Source organism: Bacillus sp. FSL H8-0545, from assembly GCF_038006105.1.
Taxonomy (GTDB): Bacteria; Bacillota; Bacilli; order Bacillales; family Bacillaceae_G; genus Bacillus_A; species Bacillus_A cereus_U.
Genome location: NZ_JBBOUO010000001.1, coordinates 305,887 through 329,081, shown reverse-complemented (window position 1 = coordinate 329,081; position 23,195 = coordinate 305,887). Strand labels below are relative to the sequence as shown.

Genomic DNA, 23,195 nt, shown 5'->3' with positions numbered 1-23,195 from the left:
AGAGTCCTTATAGACTTATCAATTCATACATTAGACTTTCCTTGTTTCCAAATAAACTCACCTGTATGAGAAATTAAATCTTCAACAGATTGTAATACTAAATCTGCAAGTGGTTCTAACGTTTGACGATCACCCGTACCAGATAGTACGCCAATTGCATAGCAGTCGCCACCATTTTTCGCTAAATGTAAATCCGTCGGTGTATCCCCGACGACCGCTACTTCACATGTCTCTAAATTAAATCTCTCACAAAACGATTCTACAATTTTTTTATCTGGCTTCTGTGCTGGAAATGTATCTGAAGCTATAACACAATCAAAAAAATCTTCCAATTGATATTGCTTTAAAAATAATTCTGTCGGCGCGAAATCATCAGCTGTAACGACACCTAGAATAAATCCTCTATCCTTTAACGCTTGTAAAACTTTCGGTAAATCTGCCGTCATTCTCATATGTGAACGATGCTCGTACATAAGAGCAAACAACTTTTCACTCACCCATTGATGCATCTCTTCTTCTCTAGATGATGCAATATACTTACAAAGCCCCTTTGCCACATCAAGACTCGTTCCAGCAGCGATCGCACTACGAGGATGAACAAATGCTCCGTCTACGCCAATCTCTTTTAATAAAGCCTGCTGCATTGATTCTGGTAATTGATATAAATTTATACATTCTGCAACGAGCTCTTCAGCTACTTTTATCCAAATCGAATGAAAATCCATTAATGTCCCATCTTTATCAAATAGTATTGCTTTTACCTTCTCCATAGCACCCTACCTCTCATTTCTTATCTCCTCCAGTGTATCAATAAAGTATGTACATAAAATAAACAAATTGTAAAAATACCATAAAAATCAAACTAACTTCCAATTTACAATTCAGCTGTATAAAGAGAAAATTTGATCAGCGGGGGGTGTCCATCCCCGCTGATCATTAGCCCACTTCCGCCTAACTTCTTTGCTTGGGCCGAATTTTAAGTGGGAGTCTTATTACTCGCAAATAGCTGGGGAAAAGCAAAAAAGGATGCCTTTACAGGGCATCCTCTTGATGTTCAGGAACAAATAGTTCCAGACAATGATATATATTTTCGAATTCCATTGGTGCGTCTCCGCCATATTCACCATCTAAGTTGATCATTAATTTATCAGGGGAATGAACTTTAATACGATTCGCTTGTGTATATAGTACTTTCGGATTGTTAATATGTTCCCCACGCTGCGCTTGTGTTGCTGCTTTAATTAAATCAGCGATAGAACCTTTTTTCAGTACTAATAAATCAAATAATCCATCGTTAATAGATGCATATGGTGCTACTTTTTCGAATCCACCAACTGAACGAGTATTCGTAATTAAAAACATCGTAATTTCTTCTTGTAGCAGTTTCCCATCATACTCAATTTCAACATATGTTGGATGTAATGATGGTAACATTTCGATTCCTTTTAAATAGTAAGCAAGTTGGCCTAATACCGTTTTTAGCTTGCTTGGTACTTCATATGTTAATTCTGTAATACGGCCGCCACCAGCGATATTAATGAAATATGTATCATTCGCTCTACCAAGATCTAACGGTACCGTTGTTCCTTCACAAATAATATCCGCAGCCTCTTCAATAACACGAGGTACACCGATCGCACGCGCAAAATCATTTGTCGTTCCAACTGGAATAATACCAAACTTTGGACGATGCTCATGTCCTACTAAACCGTTCACTACTTCATTTAATGTACCATCACCACCAGCTGCGATAACAACATCAAACTTACGATCAGCAGCTTGCCTCGCTGCCACAGTCGCATCTCCAGGACCAGTTGTCGCATGACAAGACGCTTCATATCCAGCTTGTTCTAATTTTTGTAATACTTCTGGTAAGCTCTTCTTAAATAGCTCGCGCCCAGAAGTAGGATTATAAATAATTCTTGCTCGCTTCATATTTATTAGCACAGGAAATTCCTTATTCATTGAAAAACGAATACACCGAACCCTTATTCAGTATCCCTATGCCTACCTCCTCTCATCTTCCTATCCTTCTTTAATCCCGCTCAAACAGGCAGTAAGAACCCGATTCGTGTAGCCCATCAAAAGTAACTGTTCACTCCTGATAGTTTTGTTTTATTTAACCAAGAAATTTATCCCGCATTAACGGGCAGTAAAACTCCCACCTCAAAATTCGGCTGGGGCAAAGAAGTTAGGTTGGAGATCAACTGCCCGTAAATGCCCGATTGGTTCAACTAATAATCAGTGGGGGATGAACAAAACCCCCACTGATTAAAGTTTCACTTTATGTCTATCCATTCTCTCACATCAATTTACATATAATGAATAATAATTATCTATTATTTCATGAGATGAAAAAAAACCTCTATGTCTAGATTTATCATTATTCCCACCTTTTTGCAACTATCATACCATAGTTGCTATAGAAACATTTTTTCACTTTTGACAGTTAATCAAACGTTTGTTTAAATTATTTTTCACCATTTAAACAAACGTTTGATTAACTCAGAAAAAACACCCAAATACGGGTGTTTTTTCTGTTTAATCTTTAAGAATCTATACTATTTTAGCGCTTATTAATCTCTTCAAGTAAGATTTTGTTAACAAGCGGTGGATTTGCTTGTCCTTTTGTAGCTTTCATAATTTGACCAACTAAGAAGCCAATTGCACGGTCTTTACCGTTTTTAAAGTCTTCAATAGATTGCTCATTATTATCAAGAATTTCTGTTACAACCTTACGAAGTGTTCCTTCGTCAGAAATTTGAACAAGCCCTTTCGCTTTAACGATTTCTTCTGGGTCTCCACCTTTTTCAATTAATTCGTTAAATACTTTCTTCGCGATTTTAGAAGAAATTGTACCTTTTTCAATTAATTGAACCATTTTAGATAAACCAGCAGGCGTTAACGCAACGTCTTTTAATTCTTTTTGTTGTTTGTTTAAGTATGCAAGTACTTCACCCATTAACCAGTTTGATGTTAATTTCGCATCAGCACCATCTACAATTGTTGCTTCAAAGAAATCAGACATCTCTTTCGTTAATGTCAATACGTGTGCATCATAAACCGGTAAGCCAATTTCTTCAACATAGCGAGCTTTACGTACATCTGGAAGTTCTGGAATAGAAGCACGAATTTCTTCTTTCCACTCATCGTCGATGTAAAGCTCAACTAAGTCTGGCTCTGGGAAGTAACGATAATCGTCAGATCCTTCTTTTATACGCATTAAGATTGTTTTCTTCGTTGCTTCATCATAACGACGTGTTTCTTGTTGGATGATACCGCCAGATAATAATTCTTTCTCTTGGCGCACTTGCTCATGCTCAAGACCTTTTTGCACGTAAGTGAAAGAGTTTAAGTTTTTCAGTTCTGCTTTTGTACCGAACTTCTCTTGTCCAACTGGACGAAGTGAAATATTCGCATCACAACGAAGAGAACCTTCTTCCATCTTACAATCAGATACACCTGTATATTGAATGATTGATTTTAACTTCTCTAAGTACGCATATGCTTCTTCTGGAGTACGCATATCTGGCTCAGATACGATTTCGATTAAAGGCATACCTTGACGGTTGTAGTCTACTAATGAACCTTCAGCTGTATGCGTTGATTTACCAGCATCTTCTTCTAAATGAAGACGTGTAATACCGATACGTTTCTTTTTGCCGTCTACTTCGATTTCAATCCAACCATTTTCACCAATTGGCTTATCAAATTGAGAGATTTGGTAAGCTTTCGGATTATCTGGGTAGAAATAGTTTTTACGGTCGAACTTCGTTTCCGTTGCGATTTCACAGTTTAATGCCATTGCAGCTTTCATTGCAAAGTTAACTGCTTCCTTATTTAAAGTAGGAAGTACCCCTGGGTATCCTAAGTCAATTACACTTGTTTGTGTATTTGGCTCCGCTCCGAATTCTGTTGGACTCGCAGAGAAAATTTTCGAATTTGTTTTTAACTCAACGTGAACCTCTAAACCAATAATTGTTTCTAAATTCATCTATGCTCGCCTCCTTACAGACTTGCTTTTTTTGTATGATAGTCTGTTGCTTGCTCAAACGCATGTGCAACGCGGTAAATTGTCGCTTCATCGAAGTGTTTACCAATGATTTGTAAACCAAGTGGCATGTTGTTAGCACCGAATCCACATGGAACAGAAATCGCTGGAACACCCGCTAAGTTTACTGGAATTGTTAAAATGTCATTTGCATACATTGTCATTGGATCGTCCACTTTTTCGCCCACTTTAAATGCTGGAGTTGGCGTTGTTGGTCCAATAATAACATCGTAGTTAGCAAATACATTTTCAAAGTCATTTTTAATTAATGTACGTACTTGTTGTGCTTTTTTGTAATATGCATCATAGTAACCAGAGCTAAGAGCAAATGTACCAAGCATAATACGACGTTTTACTTCATCACCGAAACCTTCGCTACGTGTGTTTTTGTAAAGATCTAATAAATTATTTACATTATCAGAACGAACACCGTAACGTACGCCATCAAAGCGTGAAAGGTTAGCAGATGCTTCAGAAGAAGATAATAAGTAATACGTTGCTAGAGCGTATTTAGAGTGCGGAAGAGATACTTCCTCCCAAGTTGCGCCCATACCTTCTAACACTTTTAAAGCAGCTAGTACTGACTCACGAGCTTCTTCGCCAACACCTTCGCCTAAGTATTCTTTCGGTACAGCAATACGTAAACCTTTAACATCGCCTGTTAAACCAGCTAAGTAGTTTCCTACTTCAACATTTGCAGAAGTTGCATCCATACGGTCAATACCTGAAATAGCTTGTAATAAGTATGCATTGTCTTCTACTGTACGTGTAATCGGTCCGATTTGGTCAAGTGAAGATGCGAATGCTACTAATCCGTAACGAGATACGCGTCCGTAAGTTGGTTTTAAACCTACAACGCCGCAATATGCAGCTGGCTGACGGATAGAACCACCCGTATCAGAACCTAGAGAGAATAATACTTCTCCTGCTGCTACTGCTGCTGCAGAACCACCACTAGATCCGCCTGGAACGTAATCTAAGTTCCATGGATTTTTTGTAGCGTAGAAGCCTGAGTTTTCATTTGAAGAACCCATTGCGAACTCGTCCATATTTAATTTACCGATTGTAACTGTGTCAGCAGCTTTTAGCTTTTGTACAACTGTCGCATCGTAAATTGGATCGAAGTTTGCTAACATTTTGCTCGCACAAGTTGTACGAAGACCGTTAGTTACAATGTTATCTTTTACACCGATTGGCATACCGAATAATAAACCATTATCCTCAGCACCAATCTTTGCATCTAATTCTTTCGCTTTCGCGCGTGCATTTTCTTCATCTAATGTAAGAAAAGCTTTTACGTTATCTTCAACATCCGAAATACGTTTGTAAGATTCTTCTACTAAATCCGTAACGGAAATTTCTTTGTTGTTTAACTTCTTATGTAACTCTGATACAGAATGATCAAATAATGACATCGAAATTCCCTCCTCTATTCTAATACTGCTGGAACACGGATTTGATTATCTTTGTGATCCGGTGCATTTTTTAATACTTCTTCTACTGGTAAACCTTTTTCTGGCACATCTTCACGCATAACATTTTTCATAGTTAATACATGAGTTGTTGGTTTTACATCAGTTGTATCTAATTCATTTAACTGTTCTGCAAATGTAACAATTGCATCTAGTTGTTTTTGAAATTTTTCTGCTTCTTGATCAGTAATTGCAAGACGTGCTAAATGTGCTACGTGCTTTACATTCTCAACGGAAATTCTTGACACGGCTAGGCCACCTCCATAATATATCGTTCAATCTACAATACTATTGATGATACCAAATTTCCAGTACTTCAAGCAAGTCAACACACGGCACTTACGGCATTTTTACATAAAAAAAGAAAGGCAAGTGCCTTTCTTTACAATTTACTCTTTATCTAACGATTTATTTTCCGGAAATCTTTCATTATCTTCCTCATTATCACGAATTGTTTTTTGTAATACGAAACAAGACATCGTTAAAAATAATGTTCCTATTAAATAGTACCCTTTTACACTAAGCGTTTCATCTAATGTGTAAATCCCAATTAGCATTCCTGACAGCGCACAAACAAATGAAGTCCATGCTAAAAACGTGAACGCTTGCGTATTTCGTCTTCTCATCGTTCTCCCCCTCGTTAGCTGTACACCCATTATAGATAAATATATTTATCACAATGGTTTTTTATGTAAATTTTCTTTTTTCTATTTATTAATCTATCACAAAAAATTGCTATTTTGAAGGTAATTTTCTTTCTAATCTGAAAAAACAATCAAAAACATTGACATTTATTTCAATTCCACATAAAATAAAAACAAATATTACGAACCTCGAAATATACGGGAGTGGAAATAATTGTTGCAATATGAACATTTTTTAGACTTACTGCTAGATAACGCCAAGAAACTTTTCTATCCTGAAGAATGGGTAAGCCTTGATTTAACACTTTCCAAGACAGAAGTATTTTGTTTACTTTGGATGGAGCGAAATACAGATATTACAATGACAAAAATCGCTGATCTTCTTGATATACCGATGAGTACAACGACAGGCGTTGTAAATCGCCTTGTAAAAAAGGGCTATATTGAACGCTACCGTGATGAAAGCGATCGACGTATTGTATTAATTCGTTTAACAGAAAACGGCGTAATGCTCGTTCAAGAAGTAAAACAAAATGCGGCCCATTACTTTAGCCTAGTGACGGAAGCATTGTCAGAAGAAGAAAAAGCATTCTTACTACAAATCTTCCAAAAGATCATGAATCACATTGCTACGTCACAGCAAAAAACAGAAGAAAAGGTTTCTACACCTAAAATGAAAAACATTCCGATTGAATAAAGCCCTAACTGGGTTTTTATTCAACCATTTACTTCGATACTCGTAATATTCGACATTCGAAACAAAGGGGATAAAATGATGAGAATTATTTTGTATACAGGTAAAGGCGGCGTAGGAAAAACTAGCATTTCAGCAGCAACAGCACTTCAAAGTGCAAAACAAGGATTAAAAACATTAGTAATGAGCACAGATCCTGCTCATAGTTTAGGAGATTCATTTGGTATAAAGCTATCTTCTGAACCATTAGAAATTCGCGAAAACTTATGGGCACAAGAGATTAATACGATTTATGAAATGGAAAAAGGCTGGGGGAAATTGCAGAAATATATTACACTACTCTTCACTTCCAAAGCAGCCGATGATATTACAACAGAAGAATTAACGATGTTCCCTGGTATGGAAGATTTAATTAGCTTACTTCGAGTACTCGATTACTATAAACACAACACTTACGACGTCATCATTATTGATTGCGCACCGACTGGAGAAACTTTAGCAATGCTCAGCTTTCCAGACATGCTCGGCTGGTGGATGGAAAAACTCTTTCCTATTAAAAGAAAAATTTTAAAAGTCGTTCGTCCTGTAGCTCAACCACTCCTTGGTGTCCCCCTTCCAACCGATGATATTATGGACGAATTAACAAATACACTTGAACAGCTTGGAGAAATGAGAGATATTTTATCAAACCGAGAGGTAACCAGCATTCGCGTTGTTGTAAATCCTGAAAAAATGGTCATTAAAGAAGCTCAGCGCAGCTTTACGTATTTAAACTTATACGATTATAACGTTGATGCCATTATGATTAACCGCATCATCCCTAACACTGTCACCGATCCTTATTTTCAGGCATGGAAAGATACACAAAAGAAATATAAAACATTAATTCAAGATAGTTTTCAGCCACTTCCTATTTACGAAGCTCCGATGTTTGAACAAGAAGTTGTTGGTTTGTCTATGTTAGAACGTGTAGGAGACGCTTTATTTAAATCTGACTCTTCTCCTACGGAAGTGAAATTTAACGGTCGCACACAATATGTAAAAAAAGATGGCGATGAGTATATTTTCGTTCTGTCTATTCCCTTCTCAAACAAAAGTGAACTTTCATTAAATCAAAAAGGTGATGAACTTATTATTCGAGCCGGTTCTGCGAAGCGAAATATCACCTTGCCAAAAACATTAACGCACCTTTCTATTCAAGGAGCTAAGTTTGAAGATGATGTACTAAATATTCGGTTTGGAGGTGTAGTACATGCATGATGAACTACTAAGAAAGGTAATTCGTACAAAAATAAAATTCGGTATGCTTATATTAGAAGAGTTACCGAATCCGATTCAGCAATCAGCTAAGCAAGCACTAAATATTTTACAAGAGGAGCTAGCTGCTTATCCGAAAGAACAAGAGCATCACGAAGATAATTTAAAAAGTATCATGATTGAATAATCATAAAAAAAGACCAGGAAAACTCCTGGTCCATCACTCTACTTAACAAACATTGGATTCTATGTTATACAAAATTGGAAGGTACAGAATTAGGGTTTTGTTTGTTAAGTAGATTATATGTTGAACGAGCTAACAGCGGAGGGGTTCCTACTGTTAGTCGTTAAACCCAATAATTATTTTACGATTTTTGCAAGCTCATCTAGTGAAAGATCTACTGAAATGGAACCACCATTTGTTTCTTTCTTAACTGCATCTGCTACTTCTTTTGAATGGTATAATTCAATTACTTTTTTCAGTGTTGGATCATCTTTGTCTTTCGTACGAGCTGCGAAAATATTAATATAGGCCTTTGCATTTTCATTCTTTGGATCTTCTAAGAAAATTGGATCCTTTGCTGGATCTAATCCAGCTTGACCAGCAACACCGTTATTAATAACTGAAGCCGCTACATCTTTTAACACACGAGGTGTTTGCTGTGCGATAACCGGTGTAATCTTTAGCTTCTTCGGATTTTCAGCAATGCCGCTTGGATCTCCAAATAGACCGAAATCTTTCTTAAGCTTTAATAATCCAGCTGCATCAAGAAGTTTTAATGCACGCGCTTGGTTCGTTGGATCATTTGGAATAGCAATTTCTGAACCATCTGGGATTTCATTTGCTTTCTTATATTTTTCAGAGTATAAGCCCATCGGTGCAATTTGCGTTGTACCAACAGCTGTAATATCTAACTTATGCTCCTTTTTAAATTGCTCTAAGAAAGCAATGTGCTGGAATGAGTTTAGTTCAATATCTCCATCAGCTAACGCTTTGTTGGGCGTTGTGTAATCAGAGAACTCAACCAGTTTAATTTTGATCCCTTCTTTTTCAGCTTTTTTCTTTAAGATTTCCCAAGCGTCTCCATCTGTTCCAGTTACACCTACGCGAACTACTTTCTCTTTCGCTCCTGCACCTGTGTCTCCACCTGAGCAGCCGCTTAAGGCTGTAATTCCTACAATCGCTGATAATGCAAATGCTAAAATTTTCTTCATTTTCTTTTCCCCTCTTCTTTTTTATGATCTGCGTAAAAAGACTTTCGCAAAGTAGTTTCCTAGATTTTGAGCTACCTGTACAAGAATAATAAGTAAAACGACCGTTACGAACATAACTGACGTATCAAAGCGTTGATAACCATATGTCATTGCTAAGTCACCAAGACCGCCACCACCGACAAGTCCAGCAACTGCAGAAAATTCAATTAAACCAACTGTCATAAACGTGACACCTAAGATTAATGGTGCTAAAGCTTCTGGCACGAGGATTTCAAAAACAATTCTAAGTGGCGAAGCGCCCATTGCTTGTGCTGCTTCAATTACCCCTTTCGGAACAGAAACAAGATTTGTTTCAACCATTCTAGCAATACCAATTGATGCAACTAACGTCATTGGGAAGATTGCTGCTGCCGTTCCAATCGTCGTTCCGATAACACTTCTTGTTATCGGACTTAAAGCTACTAAAAAGATAATGAATGGAACTGGACGAATTGTATTAATTACGATATTAAGAATAGAAAAGACCCATTTATTTTCTAAAAAGTTTCCTTTTCTCGTTACGTATAAAAGTAAACCTAGAGGTATACCGAGAATTGTAGCGAATATAAGGGTTACAATTACCATTAAGAGGGTATCCCCTGTCGCATCTAATATGCGAGGCCAAAATATACTCCAATCAACTCGCATGAGCTTCTACCTCCTTCAGCTGCACTTGCAGTCTTAGATGTTGTAATGCTTTTTGAATTTCCTTCTGTTCACCTTGTAGCTCTACAAGAAGATTTCCAAATAGCACATTTTGGAGTTCAATAATATTTCCGTAAAGAACATTTACATCGACGTTATAGTTTTTCGCAATATATGATAGTACAGGCTGCCCTGTCTCTTCCCCAGTAAAAGTCAGGCGATAAATCTGACCTCCGTTTTGAATTTTCGCTAGAACACTTTCTGGTAAGTGATCATTAATAACAGAGCGTACAAAATTTTGAGTTGTCTTTGTTTTTGGTTGTGTGAAAACATCAAACAGTTTTCCTTCTTCAATTACTTTTCCTTTTTCCATAACAGCTACACGGTGACAAATTTCTTTCACAACGTGCATTTCATGTGTAATAAGTAGAATCGTTAAATTGTACTCTCTATTTACTTTCTTTAATAAATTTAAAATTTCTGTTGTTGTTTCCGGATCTAAAGCCGATGTTGCCTCATCACATATGAGAATATCTGGTGATGTCGCAAGCGCTCTTGCAATCCCAACACGTTGCTTTTGCCCACCTGATAACTGTTCTGGATAATAGTTCGCTTTATCTTCTAAACCAACAAATTTTAGTAGTTCATTCACTCTTTCTTTTATCTCATTCTTCGGCAATTTCGCTAACCTTAATGGATAAGCAATGTTCCCAAACACTGTTCTTGAATTAAATAGATTGAAACTTTGGAAAATCATTCCAATCCTTTGTCTTAGTTTCCGTAATTCTTTCGCCGATAATGATGTAATTTCTTTATCATCTATTGAAATTGTTCCTGCAGTTGGTCTTTCTAACATATTTACTAAGCGTAATAACGTACTCTTTCCAGCACCACTAAATCCGATAATGCCAAAAATTTCGCCCTTTTCAAATGACAGCGTTACATCCTCAACCGCATGAACAGATTGTCCACCTGATTCATATACTTTACTTACATTATTAAAAGAAATCATTTTCTTCCCTCCTATATGCTGTAAAACTTGAAGTAGAGCTTGCGAGGTAAAATAAAAAGTGCTCTCCTTCTTATCACTTGTAAAAGATAAGAAGGAGAGCACTTTTATGTACTCGTTCACATCTTCTCATCTTCCAAGCCTACTTTAAGCTTGCTGGAATTAGCACGGTATTAAAAAACCCGTTGCTGAGGTATCGTAGGGCCAGTCCCTCCACCTCTCTGGATAAGAGTGTATCGATTTAATTGTCATTTAATTAATTCTCATTATAGAACTCAGAATAATAAGAGTCAATACATTTTTCAGAAAAAAATTAATTATTCCTCTATTAAAATTTTCAAATAAAAAATCACAATACAATAGTAATTTTTATAGTTATGTAAAATCCTCCTCACTCATACTTTTAAAGAGGAGAATCTTCTCTACTAATTGAATAACAGTATTTCAATATGAATTCGGAGGAAGATAAATATATGAAAACAGCTCTTTTGCTCGTCGATATTCAAAATGATTATTTTCCAAATGGCAAGATGGAATTACGTAATCCAGTAGAAGCAAGTGAATATGCTGATCAGCTACTACAACATTTTAGAATTAGAAACGAACCTATTTTTCATATCCAACATGTAGCTATAAAAGATAGCGCTACTTTTTTCCTACCCAATACAGAAGGTGTCCATATTCACGAAAATGTCCGTCCACTTAGAGAGGAATCCGTTATCCTTAAACATTATCCAAATAGCTTCCGAGAAACTGATCTTCTAGAACGATTACAACGTTCAGGAATTGAGCACGTCGTAATCTGCGGGATGATGACCCATATGTGTATTGATGCTACGGTAAGGGCTGCTTTTGATTTTGGCCTTCACTGTACCGTAATACACGATGCTTGTGCTACAAAAGATCTTTCATTTAAGAATGCTACTATACCAGCTGTTTATATTCATAATACAATTTTGGCGAGTTTAAATGGAGTATACGCTAATATAATGAGTACAGAAGAGTTTTTAGCGACCTAAAAAAAAACACTCCTTTCAGTGAGCAAAACCGAAAGGAGTGTTCTCTTGTCAAACCATAGATTTTCTTTCAAATTGTATTATACAGGAAATCCTCAAAATGAATACTAAAAAATATGACTAATAAGTCAATTTTTCTCGTTGTTTTGTTTCTATTTTCATGTTTATCCCGATATTAATAGGGTTTAGCTAGTTCCAAAGAATAAATAGTAATATTTAGTAATTATTTCTCGATTCAAATTAACTAGCTTCTATTATAAAGATTTTCTCAAAAAGAAGAGATCTTCACAGTATGTGAAGATCTCTTCTACTATTTCTTATAAAGTTTCAGAAGTAGTTTTTGCTTGCATGTGAAGTGCTAAGTAGTCAGGGCCACCAGCTTTAGAGTCTGTACCAGACATGTTAAAGCCACCGAATGGTTGGTAACCTACGATTGCACCAGTACATCCACGGTTGAAGTATAAGTTACCAACGTGGAAGTCTTCGCGTGCTTTTTCAATATGGTCACGGTTGTTAGTAACAACTGCTCCTGTTAAACCGTATTCTGTATTGTTTGCAATTGCAAGTGCATGATCAAAGTCTTTTGCTTTACAGAATGCTACTACTGGTCCGAAGATTTCTTCTTTCATTAAACGAGCATCTTCTGCAACGTCAGCAACGATTGTTGGTTGGATGAACCAGCCTTTAGAATCGTCTCCTTCGCCACCTGATACGATTTTACCTTCTTCTTTACCAATTGCAACATAGCTCATTACTTTATCGAATGCAGCTTGGTCATTAACAGGTCCCATGTTGATATCTTTTGCATCTGGGTTACCTACTGTTAATTCTTTTGTTAATTCAACAGCACGATTTAATACATGATCGTATACATCTTCATGGATTACTGCACGAGAACATGCAGAACATTTTTGTCCTGAGAATCCGAATGCTGATGCAACGATAGATTTAGCTGCTAATTCAAGATCTGCCTCTTTATCAACAACGATTGTATCTTTACCGCCCATTTCAGCGATAACACGTTTTAACCAAATTTGTCCTGGATTTACTTTTGCTGCACGTTCGTAAATACGAATACCTACATCGCGAGATCCAGTGAAGCTAACGAAACGTGTACGAGGGTGATCTACTAAGTAGTCACCAACTTCAGAACCATTACCTGGAACGAAGTTTACTACGCCAGCTGGTAAACCAGCTTCTTCTAATACTTCCATAAATTTCGCTGCTACTACAGGAGTTGTACTAGCTGGTTTTAGTAATACTGTGTTACCAGAAACTAAAGCAGCTGTTGTCATACCTGCCATAATTGCGAATGGGAAGTTCCAAGGAGAAATGATAACACCTACTCCTAATGGAATGTAAGAGAAACGATTATATTCAATTGGACGGCTTTCTACTGGCATACCGTCTTTTAATTTCAACATTTGACGAGCATAATATTCCATAAAGTCGATTGCTTCTGCTGTATCAGCATCTGCCTCATTCCATGGTTTACCTGCTTCTTTTACAAGAATAGCAGAGAACTCATGTTTTCTACGACGAACGATTGCTGCAGCACGGAATAAAATGTCTGCACGCATTTCTGGTTTTGACTTTCTCCAAGTTTGGAATGTTGCATCCGCTACTTGCATTGCTTTTTCAGCTAATTCACGGCTTGCTTTTGAAACGCGACCAACAAGTTCCTCTTTATTTGCAGGGTTTACAGAAACAATTTTGTCTTCTGTAGTGATTTTTTCTCCCCCGATAATTAATGGATAGTCTTGTCCAAGATAAGATTCTACTTTCTTTAAACCCTCTTCAAACGCTAATTTGTTAGCCTCTACTGAAAAATCTGTAAATGGCTCATGTTTGTATGCTACTACCATCTTTTTAGCCTCCCCTTAGAAAAACGTTTACATTTTACAACATTATTCTACACGATAATTTAGATTTATTCAAATATTCCTAGACTTATATTTTAAAAATTAATAAATTTTTAAAATATAATAAAAAAAAAGAGATTCATACATACGTATGAATCTACAAAATATGAGTATATTCCAAAACATTTTTCCCGATTAATAAAATAGTAACTAATAAAAATAAAGTCCTTACATATCCAACACCTTTTTGAACCGCAAACTTCGATCCAAAATAAGCACCTAAAATCATTGATAACCCCATAATAATACCGTATTCAAAATGAATCACATCTAAAAATAAAAAAGTAATTAAAGATACGATATTACTAACGAAGTTCAAAAGTTTTCCAGATGCTGCCGCTTGAATAAAATCCAAACCAATTAATAAAAATGCAAAAATTAAAAAGGATCCTGTCCCCGGTCCAAAAAAACCATCATAAAACCCTATCATTAAAATAACTAAGAAAAATATTAATGTTTTTCCTTTTGTCATCTTTTTATAGGTAGATGCACTTCCCCAATCTTTTTTTGCAATAATAAAAATAGCAATAAAAACCAACATTACGAGTACTAGTGGACGCAAAATATCAGGCGGAATAAACTTTACTACTAAAGCACCTGCGACTGCTCCAATAATAGTTAACGGGATTAACTTTCCTACAATCCGAAAATCAACCTTGCCTGATCGAATAAAATAAATTGTACTCGTAAGCGTCCCCATCGTTGCTGCCAATTTATTCGTTGCGATTGCCGAAGCTGGTGATAAACCAACAAACATAAGTGCAGGAAGCGAAATTAACCCTCCCCCTCCAACAACCGAATCAATAAAAGCAGCTAAAAACCCGAATGCAATTAATAAAATAATGACTTGAAAGCTTAGTTCTTCCATGACTTTGCCCCTTACCCCTTTATTTGTAACCTTTAAAATTATAACAAAATTTTTCAAGAAAAAAAGCTGTTCCTTTACGGAACAGCTCTCATCTTTTAATCTAAAATTTTCACAAACGGTTCATCTTGCTTCGCTTCACGTATAATAATAGCTTCTGGCCGCTCTACAGATTTAATCGTTACTTGTACTTTCATATAATTCGGGAAGTATTCCATAACAAGTCCAGCTACATATTGTGTAAATCCAATTACTTCAGCTTTTCCATTGAATTGGACAGGAATATCGAGCTTCATTTCTTTTAATTCATCATCTCTATACATTCCAGTACCGATAACAGCTGTATAATCACCTTGGAAATACTCACTTAACTTCGCTTTAAAGTTTGACACCCTTGCAAGGTCTTCACGTTTATTATCCGCTTTTGCTTGTTCAGACGGGAACAAATAATATTTCTCATTGATTGGTTTCCAATCCTCAACCGTTTCACTACCTTTTTCTACCTTAGCATAAGAAACAAAATTCCCTGGCACAAGTGAAGACTTTGGACCTTGACGATAAATTGCAAATGTTATCGGAACATTTTTTGTCGCAGCGTCTTTTTGATGCATGACTTTCAAGATTTCTTGTGCCATTCTTTTCCCTTCAGCTAACATTTTTTCATCTGGGATTGCAGCTTCACGTGGATACCCATGCTCTTCCTCATAATATTGAATAGAATTCATCGCTAATCCAATTACAATGCCATCAGGTTCAACATCGTTCGCACCTTTTTGTACGTAGTAATCATGCTCTAAAATATTTGAGATATACATTGGATTTTTTTTATTTTTCACTTCTAGTGACTCCGAACCTTCACTTAAGGCTGGATTCAGTCCGATATTCGGAAATTTAACTGCATCTTTTTTCAACTTATCCTCTAGCTCTTTTTGTTCAGCATCTGTACGCTTTCTTTTTACAAGCATTTGTATAGTTTGAGCATCTAGAACCTTTCCGCCTCTAAAGAAATAATCTTTCGTACTAAATGATTCTTTGGCAATGCGCATTAGTCCTGTTTCAAATTCATCTATATCTAGACGACTATTTAAACCTTGTACAACTAAACCACGTGCCTTACCTGGATCAAATGGAACCGTTGTCTTATAATATTCATCCGAAATGGAGTATTTCGGGACAACTGCTTGTTCTTTCGCTTTCCCTGATTTCTCAACTGCTTTTTCATCTTTATTGGAACCCATACTACACCCACTTACAAGTAGGCTAAGACTTAATACCGCTAACGCTATTTTTTTCATCGTAAGTTTGCACCTCTTACTTATTCAGCTCTTGTAAGAACCTCTCTTCATTCCAAACTTCAACATTGTGCTTCTCTGCTTGCGCTAATTTCGAACCAGCAGCTTCACCAGCAACAACTAAATCCGTACTTTTACTAACACTTCCTGTTACTTTTCCACCTAATGCCTCAATCTTCTTCTTTGCTTCACTGCGTCCCATAACTTCTAATTTCCCTGTTAAGACGACAGTTTTTCCTGCAAAGTACGATTCAACATTTTGTAGATCAGCAACTTTTATACCTTTGTATGCCATGTTCACGCCATACTCTTTAAATTGTTGTAATAGCTCTAATACGTCTTCATTATCGAAATACGTTACAACGGATTGAGCCATTTTTTCACCAATCTCGTTAATTGTTTTTAGCTCTTCTTCCGTTGCTTTCACAAGCCCATCCATCGTTTCAAAATGCTCAGCAAATGTACGTGCGGCTTTCGCACCGACGTGGCGAATACCAAGACCGAATAATAATCGCTCTAATGAGTTTTCCTTCGAATTCTCAATTGCTTGTACTAGATTTGTCGCTGATTTTTCACCGAAACGTTCTAGTTGTAATAATTGCTCTTTCGTCAATGAATATAAATCAGCAAACGTACGAATATAATCCGCATCAAAGAGTTGTGTAATTACACGTTCTCCAAGCCCATCAATATTCATTGCATTTCTTGAAACGAAATGGATTAATCCTTCACGAATTTGAGCTGGACAAGTCGGATTTATACATCGAAGTGCTACTTCTTCTTCTAAACGAACAAGTTCACTCTCACATGCTGGACAATGCGTTGGCATATGATATTCTTCTTCCTCACCAGTACGCTTATCAAAAATAACGTTCACAACTTCAGGAATGATATCTCCAGCCTTTTTCACAACAACGTAGTCACCAATTCGAATATCCTTTTCACGAATTAAATCTTCGTTATGTAAAGAAGCACGACGAACGATAGTACCAGCCACTCTAACTGGCTCGAGCTCCGCAGTTGGTGTTACAACCCCTGTGCGGCCGACACTTAATTCAATCCCTGTTAATCTCGTCACAACTTCTTCAGCTGGGAATTTATAAGCTATTGCCCATCTTGGACTCTTTGCTGTAGTTCCTAAGCTTTCTTGAATAGCAACATCATCTACTTTTATAACGATTCCGTCAATCTCATAATCAAGATGCGGGCGTTTTTCCTGCCACTCTTCTACATAGGCTATTACGTCTTCAATTGTTTCACATGTACGACGATTTGGATTCGTCTTAAATCCAAGCTCACCTAAGAAATCCAGTGATTCACTGTGGGATGGAATTGTTTTTTCTTCTACATTAGCAAGACCATACACAAACATAGATAAGTTACGCTTCGCTGCAATTTTCGGATCAAGTTGGCGTATCGATCCTGCTGCCGCATTACGCGGATTCGCAAATACATCTTCACCATTTTGCTCTTTTTCCTCATTTAATTTAACGAATGAACGCTTCGGCATATAAGCCTCGCCTCGCGCTTCTAACGTTACTTCTTCATTTAATCGAAGTGGAATTGCTTTAATCGTTTTCAAGTTCTGGGTAATATCTTCACCCGTTACACCATCACCACGTGTTGCACCTTGAATAAAGCGTCCTTTTTCATAATGAAGTGAAACAGCAAGTCCGTCAATTTTTAATTCGCATATATATCTTACATTCGTATCATCAATTCCTTGACGTACTCTTCGGTCAAAATCACGCAAATCTCCTTCATTAAATGCGTTACCTAAACTTAACATCGGTGATTTATGCGTTACCTTTTCAAATATATCAAGTACAGCTCCCCCAACTCGAATAGAGGGGGAGTCTTCCGTTACAAATTCAGGGTTCTCTGCTTCTAATTTCATAAGCTCCTGCATATCACGGTCATATTCCGCATCAGAAACAGAAGGATTGTCTAATACGTGATATTGATAGTTAAATGTATTTAACAAATCACGCAGTTCTTCTATACGTTTTTTGGTTATCTCTTTTGACATATCCTCAGTCCTTTCCTATTGTTTCGTCACAGGTGCAAATTTTGCTAATAAACGTTTAACACCAATTGGGCTTGGGAACGCAATATCTAATTCCTTTGCATCACCTTCACCTTTCACACTTACAACTGTACCGACTCCCCATTTTTGGTGGGAAGCTTTATCGCCTACTGCCCATCCAATTTGCTCGCCACCTGTCGTCTTAACAGCCGGACGCACGAAAGCTGAGCGAGAACGTGTTGTCGTTGCGCTTGTCGTTCTTCCTTTTGCACCAAACGAAGTTTCACGCTTCGGTGCTGTTTCATTTAATGGTTCTACTAGTTCTGCCGGGATTTCTGTAATAAATCGGGATGCTGCATTCATACTTGTTCTACCAAATAAAGTACGCATTTGCGCATTGGATAAATATAATTCTTCCTCTGCACGAGTAATACCTACATAGGCAAGACGACGCTCTTCTTGCATTTCATCCTCTTCCATAAGAGAACGAGTATGCGGGAATATCCCTTCCTCTAAGCCAACAATAAAGACAACTGGGAACTCTAACCCTTTTGCTGAGTGCATCGTCATTAAAATAACTTCTTCACCAGCAGTTGGATCTTCATCTACACGATCAATATCAGCAACAAGAGCTAAGTCTGTTAAGAATGCAACAAGGCTCTTATCTTCGCTTTGAGATTCAAATGTTTGTGTAACAGATAAAAACTCGTCTAAGTTTTCTAAACGACCTTCTGCTTCTAAAGAACGCTCATTTTTCAGCATATCGCGATAGCCTGTCTTTTCAATAACTTCTTCTACTAATTCTGTAACAGATAAATACTCTTGCATATTTACCCAGTTGTGTAATAAACTTGCGAATTCTTTTACTGCCTTTGTTATTTTTGCACTTACACCAACATGCTCAATCTCATCAAATACAGCAGTTAATGAGATTCCGTTTTGCACACCATAATTAATAATTTTATCGATAGAAGTCGCACCAATCCCGCGCTTTGGCATGTTAATAATACGCGCGAAACTAATCTCATCATCTGGATTCCCAATTAAACGTAAGTACGCCAAAATATCTTTAATCTCTTTACGGTCGTAGAACTTCGTACCGCCGACAATTTTGTAAGGGATATTAGATTTCAGGAAAATCTCCTCAATCATACGAGACTGGGCATTCGTACGATATAACACTGCAAAATCAGTATATTTTCGGTTCCCCATTTGAATATCGTCACGAATTTTTTTCGCAATAAAATACGCTTCGTCCTTTTCGGTTGCAGCACGATAATACGAGATTTTGCTCCCAATTTGATTGTCTGTCCATAATTTCTTCGGTTTACGGTTTGAATTTTTTTCAATTACAGCATTAGCTGCATTTAAAATATTTTGTGATGAACGATAGTTTTGTTCTAACAGAATAACTTGCGCATTCTCATAGTCTTTTTCGAATGACAAAATGTTAGAAATGTCAGCCCCGCGCCAGCGGTAAATAGACTGATCCGAATCACCAACAACACAAAGGTTTTTAAAACGTGATGCCAAATGTTTAACAAGAAGGTACTGGGCTTTGTTCGTATCTTGATACTCATCAACGTGAATATATTGGAACTTACGCTGATAGAACTCTAGCACTTCTGGAACACGTTCAAATAGCTGAATCGTCGTCATAATTAAATCATCAAAGTCTAATGAGTTATTTTTTAGAAGGCGTTTTTGATATTCTGTATATACATCGCTCGTTAATTTTTCATATGGATCAGCGGTTGTAATTTTTTTTGCATATTTATCTGCAGATAACAGTTCATTTTTCGCATTACTAATACCCGCTAAAATAGAGCGTGGTTCAAACTTCTTCGGGTCAATATTGCGCTCCTTCATAATTTTCTTTACTACAGTTAACTGATCACCTGCATCTAAAATCGTAAAGTTACGATTAATCCCAATGCGGTCAATATCACGTCGTAAAATACGTACGCACATAGAGTGGAACGTAGAAATCCAAATATCTTCTGCTTCTGGTCCAACAAGTTTATCAATTCGCTCACGCATTTCACGAGCAGCTTTATTTGTAAAGGTAATTGCTAGTACATTCCATGGCGCCACACCTTTTTCACCAAGTAAATACGCAATACGATGTGTTAACACACGTGTTTTCCCACTACCTGCGCCTGCCATTAATAGAAGTGCTCCATTTGTTGTTTGTACTGCTTTTTGTTGCTGCGGATTTAAACCATTTAATAACCTATCTGTCGTACTCATATGCGCCTGCACCTACTCTCCTTTTACTGCTTTAACTGTTTTTAATGCAGCTTTTATATCATCATAAATAACATTTCCAACAACTACTGTATCAGCATACTGTGCCATTTCTTTCGCTTGTTCTGCATTAGAAATACCACCGCCATAATATAGCTTAGCTTGCTTCAATTCTGCTTTTACATTTTTAACAAGTTCAATATCTCCATACGTCCCGCTATATTCTAAATAGAATATCGGTAAATGTAATAGCTTGTCTGCTAAACGTGCATATGCAATAACATCATCTTCTGTTAAATCACATTTTGCATCTGTAAGCTGGGCTACTTTCGCTTCTGGATTTAAAACACAATACCCTTCCATGAAAATTTCGTCCCAGTCCATAATATCCCCAAATTCTTTCAATGCCTCATGATGAACACCTGTTACCCATTCTACTTTTCGGCTATTTAAAACACTTGGGATGTAATAAAAATCAAATCCCGGTGTAATTGCTTCCAAATCAGAAACCTCTAACACACAAGGAACTGCATATCTACGAATGCTAACTAGCATGTGTAATACGTTATCAATTGTAACTCCATCACTTCCGCCTACAATAACAGCATCCGTTCCAGATTCACAAATCATTTCTAAATGTTCGTCACTTAACTCCTTATTTGGATCAAGCTTAAATACATGTTTCCATTTGGAAATATCGTACATGAAAACACCCTTTCTTTTCTCTAGTTATATCTATATTTCAGTTCAAAATAACAGTTAATTTTTATCAGGAGTTTTTAAATTCCTTGCTATATCTTTACCGGGCTGGCGTATGCAACGATAAAATGCGACAGCTATCTTTACCGGATTTTTTGAAATTCATTACTATATTTGTTCAAAAAGGAGGATATAGAGAGCCGAGCAGGTCGAGGCGCATTCGCCAGGAGGAACGGAATGTAGTTTTTCCTACATGAGTACCGGACTGGCGTATGCAACGATGAAATGCGACAGCTATCTTTACCAGTTTTTTTGAACTTCCTTACTATATTTGTTCAAAAAGGAGGATATAGAGAGCCGAGCAGGTCGAGGCGCATTCGCCAAGAGGAACGGAATGTAGTTTTTCCTACATGAGTACCGGACTGGCGTATGCAACGATGAAATGCGACAGCTATCTTTACCGGACTTTTTGAACTTCCTTTTACGCATTCTTTCATTATAACAAAAAAAGCTACCTACACACACGCCCAATCCAACATCTTTTTCAACGTCAAATGTTGGATTACATATCAAAAAGCTTATACGGAATACTAACAAATGAAATAGTATTTCTATTTCGAAGTTCATCAAAAAGGAGTGTTTTTCTAATGAAGCAAAACATCGGCACAATTAGTGCTCTAATTCGAATTACACTCGGACTCATCCTCTTCGGTTGTAGTACAGCTAAACTCGTACGTAAACCTTGGTGCACTTGGTCTAAAGTTTTGCTATGGATTGGTGCCATGAAAATTGCGGAGGGAATCGTTCGTTTCTGCCCTATTGTTGAAGCCTGTAAGTTTGGAAAATATATGAATATGAGCGCATTTAAAATGCCTAGCATGAACTTTACTGAAAAAGGCCATAATAAAGAGGAAGTTAAGCAAGCTTCCAGTCATGACAAACCAAAGTCAAATGGAAGTTATGACACTTCTGACAAAGAGATTGAGTCAGCGATTGAAGAATTAATCCTGGCAAAACCGCTTTGAATCATTTGTCACGATGCAAGATGCTCTCAAAGAGACTTAGCTGCTGCAGTGGGCGGCTAAGTCTTCTTTATTTTATCACAAAACAGAACGTATATTCTTATCTTTTTGGAGTTTTATCCCTAAAACGTACATAAATCAATCAATAAGATTCAGAAAATTAGGTATAAAAACCTTGCATGTAATGATATAAAAGTGATATCATTTTTATATCAGGAGGCGATCATATGAAAGAAAAACAAGTATTTTATGTTAATGGATTTCTCGGCGTTATTGGAATTTTAGTTTTAGCCGCTATCGGTGTATTTTGCCTGGTACAAGAAATGTTTGTAATAGCTATTTTAGCTCTCATATTAGCATCTGTTTTAGCTACAGGTATCGGTATCGTTCAACCGAATCAAGCGAAAGTTATTACGTTCTTCGGTAGTTATTTAGGAACAATTCGTCAAAATGGTTTATTTTTAACAATTCCATTCGCGTTTCGTCAAACTGTATCTTTACGTGTTGAAAACTTTAACAGTAAGAAATTAAAAGTAAACGATGTTGAGGGCAATCCAATTGAAATTGCAGCTGTTATCGTATATAAAGTTGTTGATTCTGCAAAAGCAATGTTTGGTGTTGAGCATTACGATCGATTCGTAGAAATTCAAAGTGAAACAGCAATTCGCCACGTTGCTACAAAATATCCTTATGATAATTTCCAAGATGAAACTTGTATCACGTTACGAGGAAATACTGAAGAAATCTCTGAAGAATTAAAGCGTGAGTTAGAAGCACGCCTTGAAATCGCTGGCGTAGAAGTATTAGAAACTCGTTTAACACATTTAGCTTACGCAACAGAAATTGCCCATGCAATGCTCCAACGTCAACAAGCAAAAGCAGTTTTAGCTGCTAGAAAAGAGATTGTTGAAGGTGCTGTGAAGATGGCAAAAGATTCAATCCATATGTTAGATGAAGAAGGCGTACTGGAACTCGATGACGAGCGTAAAGCAAATATGGTGAACAATTTATTAGTTGCCATCGTTTCAGATAAAGGTGCGCAACCAGTTATTAATACCGGAAGCCTATACTAAAGGTTGT

At 36.9% G+C, this 23,195-nt stretch carries 21 protein-coding genes and 1 riboswitch; of the genes, 6 read left to right on the top strand and 15 right to left on the bottom strand.

Features of this window, described 5'->3' with window-relative positions; all coding sequences use genetic code 11:
• Positions 1–23 precede the first annotated feature (23 nt).
• The 6 genes from MHI07_RS01810 to MHI07_RS01785 form a co-directional block, all read right to left on the bottom strand.
• Complete coding sequence (locus tag MHI07_RS01810; RefSeq protein WP_002159482.1) at positions 24–770, bottom strand: HAD family hydrolase; 747 nt, start codon at positions 768–770, stop codon at positions 24–26.
• Between the two features lie 262 nt (positions 771–1,032).
• Positions 1,033–1,935 (bottom strand): diacylglycerol kinase, encoded by a 903-nt coding sequence (locus tag MHI07_RS01805; protein WP_033714579.1) that lies wholly within the window; start codon positions 1,933–1,935, stop codon positions 1,033–1,035.
• 631 nt (positions 1,936–2,566) lie between these two features.
• A complete protein-coding gene (gatB, locus tag MHI07_RS01800) occupies positions 2,567–3,994 on the bottom strand; it encodes an Asp-tRNA(Asn)/Glu-tRNA(Gln) amidotransferase subunit GatB (RefSeq protein ID WP_002113506.1) in 1,428 nt (475 codons plus the stop codon).
• 14 nt (positions 3,995–4,008) lie between these two features.
• Entirely contained in the window at positions 4,009–5,466 is a 1,458-nt protein-coding gene (gene gatA / locus MHI07_RS01795) for an Asp-tRNA(Asn)/Glu-tRNA(Gln) amidotransferase subunit GatA (RefSeq protein WP_002113505.1), read from the bottom strand.
• A gap of 14 nt (positions 5,467–5,480) precedes the next feature.
• On the bottom strand, positions 5,481–5,771 hold the full coding sequence (gene gatC, locus MHI07_RS01790; RefSeq protein WP_000086999.1) for an Asp-tRNA(Asn)/Glu-tRNA(Gln) amidotransferase subunit GatC: 291 nt from the start codon (positions 5,769–5,771) through the stop codon (positions 5,481–5,483).
• 141 nt (positions 5,772–5,912) lie between these two features.
• Positions 5,913–6,149 carry a YiaA/YiaB family inner membrane protein gene (locus MHI07_RS01785; protein WP_002201958.1) on the bottom strand — a complete coding sequence of 79 codons (237 nt, stop codon included), beginning with the start codon at positions 6,147–6,149 and terminating at the stop codon, positions 5,913–5,915.
• Positions 6,150–6,381: 232 nt separating this feature from the next.
• Between MHI07_RS01785 and MHI07_RS01780 the strand changes: the two genes are divergently transcribed.
• From MHI07_RS01780 to MHI07_RS01770, 3 genes are all read left to right on the top strand, one after another.
• Positions 6,382–6,864, top strand: coding sequence for a MarR family winged helix-turn-helix transcriptional regulator (locus tag MHI07_RS01780; RefSeq protein ID WP_002113502.1), 483 nt, complete (start codon positions 6,382–6,384; stop codon positions 6,862–6,864).
• Between the two features lie 75 nt (positions 6,865–6,939).
• Positions 6,940–8,121, top strand: a complete 1,182-nt coding sequence (locus MHI07_RS01775; protein ID WP_016103394.1) for an ArsA family ATPase — start codon at positions 6,940–6,942, stop codon at positions 8,119–8,121.
• Positions 8,114–8,305, top strand: a complete 192-nt coding sequence (locus tag MHI07_RS01770) for a DUF3926 domain-containing protein (RefSeq protein ID WP_078179980.1) — start codon at positions 8,114–8,116, stop codon at positions 8,303–8,305. The genes MHI07_RS01775 and MHI07_RS01770 overlap by 8 nt, the downstream gene beginning before the upstream one ends.
• Positions 8,306–8,478: 173 nt before the next feature.
• Here the strand turns inward: MHI07_RS01770 and MHI07_RS01765 are convergent, their stop codons facing one another.
• The 3 genes from MHI07_RS01765 to MHI07_RS01755 are packed head-to-tail and all read right to left on the bottom strand — an operon-like array spanning position 8,479 to position 11,029.
• Complete coding sequence (locus MHI07_RS01765) at positions 8,479–9,333, bottom strand: MetQ/NlpA family ABC transporter substrate-binding protein (protein ID WP_340821600.1); 855 nt, start codon at positions 9,331–9,333, stop codon at positions 8,479–8,481.
• 21 nt (positions 9,334–9,354) lie between these two features.
• A complete protein-coding gene (locus MHI07_RS01760) occupies positions 9,355–10,020 on the bottom strand; it encodes a methionine ABC transporter permease (protein WP_002159487.1) in 666 nt (221 codons plus the stop codon).
• Positions 10,010–11,029: a methionine ABC transporter ATP-binding protein gene (locus MHI07_RS01755; RefSeq protein ID WP_340821597.1), complete on the bottom strand. Its 1,020-nt coding sequence runs from the start codon at positions 11,027–11,029 to the stop codon at positions 10,010–10,012. The genes MHI07_RS01760 and MHI07_RS01755 overlap by 11 nt, the downstream gene beginning before the upstream one ends.
• Positions 11,030–11,152: 123 nt before the next feature.
• Positions 11,153–11,258, bottom strand: a riboswitch (SAM riboswitch).
• Between the two features lie 241 nt (positions 11,259–11,499).
• Here MHI07_RS01755 and MHI07_RS01750 point away from each other — a divergent pair.
• Positions 11,500–12,045, top strand: a complete 546-nt coding sequence (locus MHI07_RS01750) for a cysteine hydrolase family protein (protein ID WP_002159488.1) — start codon at positions 11,500–11,502, stop codon at positions 12,043–12,045.
• A 314-nt stretch (positions 12,046–12,359) separates the two neighbouring features.
• Here the strand turns inward: MHI07_RS01750 and pruA are convergent, their stop codons facing one another.
• From pruA to MHI07_RS01720, 6 genes are all read right to left on the bottom strand, one after another.
• On the bottom strand, positions 12,360–13,907 hold the full coding sequence (gene pruA, locus MHI07_RS01745) for an L-glutamate gamma-semialdehyde dehydrogenase (protein WP_002159489.1): 1,548 nt from the start codon (positions 13,905–13,907) through the stop codon (positions 12,360–12,362).
• A gap of 154 nt (positions 13,908–14,061) precedes the next feature.
• Positions 14,062–14,832, bottom strand: coding sequence for a TSUP family transporter (locus MHI07_RS01740; RefSeq protein WP_002159490.1), 771 nt, complete (start codon positions 14,830–14,832; stop codon positions 14,062–14,064).
• A 95-nt stretch (positions 14,833–14,927) separates the two neighbouring features.
• Positions 14,928–16,124, bottom strand: coding sequence for a CamS family sex pheromone protein (locus MHI07_RS01735; RefSeq protein WP_340821592.1), 1,197 nt, complete (start codon positions 16,122–16,124; stop codon positions 14,928–14,930).
• A 16-nt stretch (positions 16,125–16,140) separates the two neighbouring features.
• A complete protein-coding gene (ligA, locus tag MHI07_RS01730; protein ID WP_002159492.1) occupies positions 16,141–18,150 on the bottom strand; it encodes an NAD-dependent DNA ligase LigA in 2,010 nt (669 codons plus the stop codon).
• A 15-nt stretch (positions 18,151–18,165) separates the two neighbouring features.
• Positions 18,166–20,397, bottom strand: coding sequence for a DNA helicase PcrA (pcrA, locus tag MHI07_RS01725; RefSeq protein ID WP_340821589.1), 2,232 nt, complete (start codon positions 20,395–20,397; stop codon positions 18,166–18,168).
• A 12-nt stretch (positions 20,398–20,409) separates the two neighbouring features.
• Positions 20,410–21,099 (bottom strand): heptaprenylglyceryl phosphate synthase, encoded by a 690-nt coding sequence (locus MHI07_RS01720; protein WP_002113485.1) that lies wholly within the window; start codon positions 21,097–21,099, stop codon positions 20,410–20,412.
• A 641-nt stretch (positions 21,100–21,740) separates the two neighbouring features.
• Here MHI07_RS01720 and MHI07_RS01715 point away from each other — a divergent pair.
• Positions 21,741–22,118 carry a YgaP family membrane protein gene (locus MHI07_RS01715; RefSeq protein WP_002159494.1) on the top strand — a complete coding sequence of 126 codons (378 nt, stop codon included), beginning with the start codon at positions 21,741–21,743 and terminating at the stop codon, positions 22,116–22,118.
• A gap of 224 nt (positions 22,119–22,342) precedes the next feature.
• Positions 22,343–23,188, top strand: a complete 846-nt coding sequence (locus tag MHI07_RS01710; protein ID WP_002063557.1) for an SPFH domain-containing protein — start codon at positions 22,343–22,345, stop codon at positions 23,186–23,188.
• Positions 23,189–23,195: the final 7 nt, after the last annotated feature.

What these genes read in the sequence shown, in the direction of transcription:
- MHI07_RS01810 (WP_002159482.1), bottom strand. Translation starts at nt 770, where the DNA reads ATGGAGAAGGTAAAAGCAATACTATTTGATAAAGATGGGACATTAATG.
- MHI07_RS01805 (WP_033714579.1), bottom strand. Translation starts at nt 1,935, where the DNA reads ATGAAGCGAGCAAGAATTATTTATAATCCTACTTCTGGGCGCGAGCTA.
- gatB (WP_002113506.1), bottom strand. Translation starts at nt 3,994, where the DNA reads ATGAATTTAGAAACAATTATTGGTTTAGAGGTTCACGTTGAGTTAAAA.
- gatA (WP_002113505.1), bottom strand. Translation starts at nt 5,466, where the DNA reads ATGTCATTATTTGATCATTCTGTATCAGAGTTACATAAGAAGTTAAAC.
- MHI07_RS01785 (WP_002201958.1), bottom strand. Translation starts at nt 6,149, where the DNA reads ATGAGAAGACGAAATACGCAAGCGTTCACGTTTTTAGCATGGACTTCA.
- MHI07_RS01775 (WP_016103394.1), top strand. Translation starts at nt 6,940, where the DNA reads ATGATGAGAATTATTTTGTATACAGGTAAAGGCGGCGTAGGAAAAACT.
- MHI07_RS01770 (WP_078179980.1), top strand. Translation starts at nt 8,114, where the DNA reads ATGCATGATGAACTACTAAGAAAGGTAATTCGTACAAAAATAAAATTC.
- MHI07_RS01765 (WP_340821600.1), bottom strand. Translation starts at nt 9,333, where the DNA reads ATGAAGAAAATTTTAGCATTTGCATTATCAGCGATTGTAGGAATTACA.
- MHI07_RS01760 (WP_002159487.1), bottom strand. Translation starts at nt 10,020, where the DNA reads ATGCGAGTTGATTGGAGTATATTTTGGCCTCGCATATTAGATGCGACA.
- MHI07_RS01755 (WP_340821597.1), bottom strand. Translation starts at nt 11,029, where the DNA reads ATGATTTCTTTTAATAATGTAAGTAAAGTATATGAATCAGGTGGACAA.
- MHI07_RS01750 (WP_002159488.1), top strand. Translation starts at nt 11,500, where the DNA reads ATGAAAACAGCTCTTTTGCTCGTCGATATTCAAAATGATTATTTTCCA.
- pruA (WP_002159489.1), bottom strand. Translation starts at nt 13,907, where the DNA reads ATGGTAGTAGCATACAAACATGAGCCATTTACAGATTTTTCAGTAGAG.
- MHI07_RS01740 (WP_002159490.1), bottom strand. Translation starts at nt 14,832, where the DNA reads ATGGAAGAACTAAGCTTTCAAGTCATTATTTTATTAATTGCATTCGGG.
- MHI07_RS01735 (WP_340821592.1), bottom strand. Translation starts at nt 16,124, where the DNA reads ATGAAAAAAATAGCGTTAGCGGTATTAAGTCTTAGCCTACTTGTAAGT.
- ligA (WP_002159492.1), bottom strand. Translation starts at nt 18,150, where the DNA reads ATGTCAAAAGAGATAACCAAAAAACGTATAGAAGAACTGCGTGATTTG.
- pcrA (WP_340821589.1), bottom strand. Translation starts at nt 20,397, where the DNA reads ATGAGTACGACAGATAGGTTATTAAATGGTTTAAATCCGCAGCAACAA.
- MHI07_RS01720 (WP_002113485.1), bottom strand. Translation starts at nt 21,099, where the DNA reads ATGTACGATATTTCCAAATGGAAACATGTATTTAAGCTTGATCCAAAT.
- MHI07_RS01715 (WP_002159494.1), top strand. Translation starts at nt 21,741, where the DNA reads ATGAAGCAAAACATCGGCACAATTAGTGCTCTAATTCGAATTACACTC.
- MHI07_RS01710 (WP_002063557.1), top strand. Translation starts at nt 22,343, where the DNA reads ATGAAAGAAAAACAAGTATTTTATGTTAATGGATTTCTCGGCGTTATT.